The sequence below is a fragment of the Lachnoclostridium sp. An118 genome, from assembly GCF_002160985.1.
GTDB classification, from domain to species: Bacteria; Bacillota; Clostridia; order Lachnospirales; family Lachnospiraceae; genus Claveliimonas; species Claveliimonas stercoravium.
Genome location: NZ_NFLQ01000038.1, coordinates 1 through 4359, shown reverse-complemented (window position 1 = coordinate 4359; position 4359 = coordinate 1). Strand labels below are relative to the sequence as shown.

The 4359-nt window shown below is 45.1% G+C and carries 4 protein-coding genes; 1 reads left to right on the top strand and 3 read right to left on the bottom strand.

The features are described 5' to 3' along the window. Positions 1-144 precede the first annotated feature (144 nt). Entirely contained in the window at positions 145-1452 is a 1308-nt protein-coding gene (locus B5E62_RS16510; RefSeq protein ID WP_162610343.1) for a glycosyltransferase family 2 protein, read from the top strand. Positions 1453-1531: 79 nt separating this feature from the next. On the opposite strand, the gene tnpC is transcribed toward B5E62_RS16510, so the two are convergent. The 3 genes from tnpC to tnpA all read right to left on the bottom strand — a co-directional run bounded on the left by tnpC (position 1532) and on the right by tnpA (position 4175). Beyond that, positions 1532-3070 (bottom strand): IS66 family transposase, encoded by a 1539-nt coding sequence (gene tnpC / locus B5E62_RS16505; RefSeq protein WP_442911362.1) that lies wholly within the window; start codon positions 3068-3070, stop codon positions 1532-1534. Positions 3071-3468: 398 nt separating this feature from the next. Further along, positions 3469-3801 (bottom strand): IS66 family insertion sequence element accessory protein TnpB, encoded by a 333-nt coding sequence (tnpB, locus tag B5E62_RS16500; RefSeq protein WP_143468883.1) that lies wholly within the window; start codon positions 3799-3801, stop codon positions 3469-3471. Positions 3802-3815: 14 nt separating this feature from the next. Beyond that, positions 3816-4175 carry an IS66 family insertion sequence element accessory protein TnpA gene (gene tnpA / locus B5E62_RS16495; RefSeq protein ID WP_087175598.1) on the bottom strand — a complete coding sequence of 120 codons (360 nt, stop codon included), beginning with the start codon at positions 4173-4175 and terminating at the stop codon, positions 3816-3818. Positions 4176-4359 lie beyond the last annotated feature (184 nt).

The window sequence follows — 4359 nt, the reverse complement described above, 5'->3', positions numbered from 1 at the left end:
TTTGAACACCCGGACACCGCATTTCGTTTGTTCGCGTCTGTATCAATCTCTTATTAATTCCTACATAACTTTTCATATCCAGCACAAACAAACATTTTAACGGATAATTAGCAGTTATCTTTTATAATGTTAGGAGGGGATTATTTGAATCGTCAGGTTACGTTGAGTGTTATTTTTTTATGTCACAATAACCAATACATAAATTTAGCAATTGATGCCGTATTAGAACAAATTGATATAAATGACGAAATTATTGTTGTGGACGATCATTCGAGTTCCTCAACACTATGTATATTAGAGAAATACAAATCAAATTTGAATATTAATATTATTTCATCTGATAAAATTGCAAATAGATCATATAACAGAAACCTTGGCGCAAGGCATGCTCAAAATTCAATATTAGTGTTTATGGACGGAGATATGGTTATGGGTAACGAGAGCATAGTTGCTCTAAAAAACGCCCATTCTAGCCGAGTTGAAAAGGCATTTATTGGACAAAAACATGGAATTCATTTTGATGAATTGCAAATGAAACTTTTCTCCTCTCTGTCTAACTATATTAATATGGTATCTACATATGAAGGTCGATCTATTTTGGAAAAAAATCCATTATTTATCGACTCAAGAGGAAAATATTTTGAAGATCCGGCAACAGAAGATTATAGATGGACATACTATTATACCGGTTTATGCAGCGTCGAAAAAGATATATTTTTTAAAGTAGGGGGGTTCGATGAAAATTTTTCCGAATGGGGATCAGAAGATATTGACTTGGGATATAGACTTAGCAAACTAACTAAAATAGGTTTTTTAACAAACCTTCATGGATTTCACATTCCACATACTCGTGATTTAGTTAGTAATGAAAGATCTAATATAAAAAACACTCAATATATGATGAGCAAATATAAATCATGGGAATTTGAAATCAAACAGAGTTTTTACGGGTATGGGGATCTTATTTTGTTTGAAAAAATTATTAATCAGATGCGTTTATTATCAGTTTCAGAGGAGTGTCCTAAAATAGAAGAGAACGAATTGATAATTGATATTATTAGTCAAAAAAATTACAATGGAAAGATTTTCTATAAGTCGGCAAATGGAGTTTGTAAAGTCAACTCCTTTTTTGGCACAGCAATTCCTTTCTGTAATAAAAAATTTTCAACTGCATATATATCAGATCATATTTTTATTTATCCAACAATTATAACAAGCCGTATTTTACAGGAATCTTTAAGAGTTGCAAAAAGGGTATTGATATATCCAACTACCGATTCTATTCGTATAGCTTGGGATCAATTATATCCTTTAACGCCTAAACCTCCGAAACAACATTTTAAGTATGAAGCAAATGATCTATTGTGTTTTTCGTTTTCGCCAACATTTAATGAGTATATAGAGGTTGGATATATAAAAGAACTTGAAAAAAGAGCGCTGCCCTTTGAATAAGGGTAAGCGCTTTATAAAATGCCGTCTACCTTTTTATGAAGCATTCATTTAATATTTATTAAAGTAAAATGCTCCAACTTCAACTTTTCGATTTGATCCGGCATCTCTGCTGTATCATTTCCGACCAGGGCATCAGCTCTTCTATGCTTTCGGGCTCATTTTTGTAGTCCGGCATATAGAGCAGTACCGTCTCCAGATATGCATAGATGTTCAGATTGTTGTATTTTGCAGTCTCTACCAGACTGTAAATAATGGAACTGGCCCGGGCCCCTTTTACCGTATCGTGGAACAGGAAGTTTTTACGGCCCACCGCGTAGGGGCGGGCAATGTTCTCCGCGATGTTATTCGATATGGAACACCGCCCATCCAACAGATAGTTCTCCATATATGGCTTCTGGTTTTTCGCGTAGGTTACCGCTTTGGCCAGGCGGCTCCCGCCCGCCGGGTTGACGGTTTCCAGCCATGACCAGTAAGCCTCCCATATGGCAGGCTCCGTCTCAAGACGCTTTGTTTTCCGGGTGGCGGCATCCAGATCCTCGTACTCCCTTTCCAGTTCGAATAACCGGTTACAGTAGTCGAAACCGATCTCTGCGGGGGTCTTGTCCGGGAACTTCCGGTTTTTCCCCGGAAGCGCTTCATACCAGTACCGCCTCATATGGGCAAGGCAGCCGCAGCGGGTAACATTTTTCAGCTTGTTGTAGCCGCTGAAGCCATCGCAGGTAAGATACCCGGAGAATCCTTCCAGGAATGCTTCCGCATGGTACCCGCCCCGGCCGGGCTGGTAATCATACAGGCGGATTGGCGGCAGCCCGTCGTTCCCGGATCCATACAACCACATGTAGGACTTGGACTGTGCTGTTTTCCCGTCCTCCTTCAGCACCTGGCAGGGCGTTTCATCCGCATGGATGATATCCCTCTCCAGCAGATGTTCATGAAGCCGTTCATATACCGGCTCCATGTAGTCCAGGCCGCATTTGATGACCCAGTTGGCCAGTGTTGCCCTCCCGAGCTTTACCCCCATCTGTTTCCAGTCCGCTTCCTGACGGTAAAGCGGGATGCTGTTCACATATTTCCGGTACATTACATACGCGACAGTAGATGGGGACGCAAGGCTGTGCTTCAGCAGCGGGCCCGGTGTCTCCGCACCAACGATAACGGAAGCGCCGTCTTTTTTGCATTCCGGGCAGCCAAGCACTTCCTGTACATACCGGATCCGTTCCACTTTCGCGGGGATGATCCGCAGTTCCTCCCGGACAATCTTCTTCCCGATGACCTCCATCGGGGTATTACAGTAGGGGCAGTTCCGGTCTTCGTCCGGAACCGTGCAGGGGACTTCGATTACGGGAAGCCCTGCCAGGATCTCTTCCCTGGTGGCCCTGGCTTTCCTGGCCAGGCGTTTATAACCGCCGACAGCTTCCTCCAGCGTCGGTTCCGGGACGGAGGGATCCGCGACTGCTTCCGCTTCGTTGAACAGATCCATCTGGCCGGAAATCGCATCCGTTTTTGTTTTTTCGCTGGATGACGCGAACAGCTTTCTCTTCAGATACGCGACCGTTTCGTTGAGGTTCGCGATGGTCTGGTTCAGCTGCGCGGTCTGCTCCTCGTGGCTTTTGGCCATCTGCTCTATTGTGAGCCGCTGGTTCTCCACCAGCTGGCGCAGGGATTCAATGGTCTCTTTCTGGAGCTTTATAAGCTCTTCCATTTCTGACTGTGACATGGGATACTGCCTTTCTTTTACTGGCTTCCATTATACCGGAAATCCTGCGGAAAAGCGAATTTCCCGGCGCGCGGCAGCCGTCATTTTGACGAATCCGATATGTGGATAACCTGCGGTATCCAAAGCGCCTGTTCCGTGAAAAAGATCCGTTTTCCAGCCAGAAACCAACCATCCCGGGGGAAAGAAATCCGGTTATCCCCAGGAGACGGTATCTGTTCCTGGCACCTGTGGATAAGTTGCCAGCAGCGTTTTGGGGGCTCCGTAAGAGAGAGGGAAATTTTCTCCCTTTTGCACAAAAATCAAAAATCCTTCTTCCCGGCAGGCCGGATCGCCTTCGGCTGATCGATGGAGAGCCCTTCTAAGAGCCAGCGGTATTCCTGCCGGGTAAGGTTCCTTACCTCGGAAGAATTCCTCGGCCATTGGAAGCGTCCGTTATCCAGCCTTTTATATAAAAGGCAGAAACCATCTTTTTCAAAGTGCAGCGCCTTGATCCTGTCACAGCGTCTCCCGCAGAAAAGGAACAGGGAGTTGCTGTAAGGATCCATTTCATAGGTATCCCGGATGATGGCCATCAGCCCGTCAATGCTCTTCCTCATGTCGGTGTGGCCTGTGACCAGGTAAAATTTTGCCACACCGGACAAGTCGCCTAACAAAGCTGGCGCAGGGCAAGCAGGGTATGTTTGATAACATCCGCTCCGGCCTGTTCATGGATTTCAATACGGATTCCCTGCATTTCCAGGCGGATCGACGGCGTGGATGAGGAAACAGCTTCCGAAGCGGATGGCTTCATTTCCCACAGCGGGATCTGGACCACTTCCTGTTCCTGTAACGCGGCATCTGCCGCTTCCGGAATCGCACAGGCTTTTTTACGCAAGTCCCGGACATGATAGTAAAAGGTACTGACGGAAATCCCGTTTTGTATACACCACTGGCGGTCTGTAAGGCCGCTGGCCCTGCACTGTGATATCAGTTCTAACCATTGATCATCGTTTGAAGTTGTACGCATTTGCTTCTTATCCTCCAACACAAAACTTTGGAGTAATCGGGTACAACAAAAGCTGCAGAAATAGAAGATTTAAAGTCATGCTTTTGTAAATCTGAGAACCAGATATGAAGTGAATTACTCCAAGTATCTGCAGTATCTCATAAAAGTTGGAGTCGTACTAGCCGGGTGGTTATTGAGCGCTTAC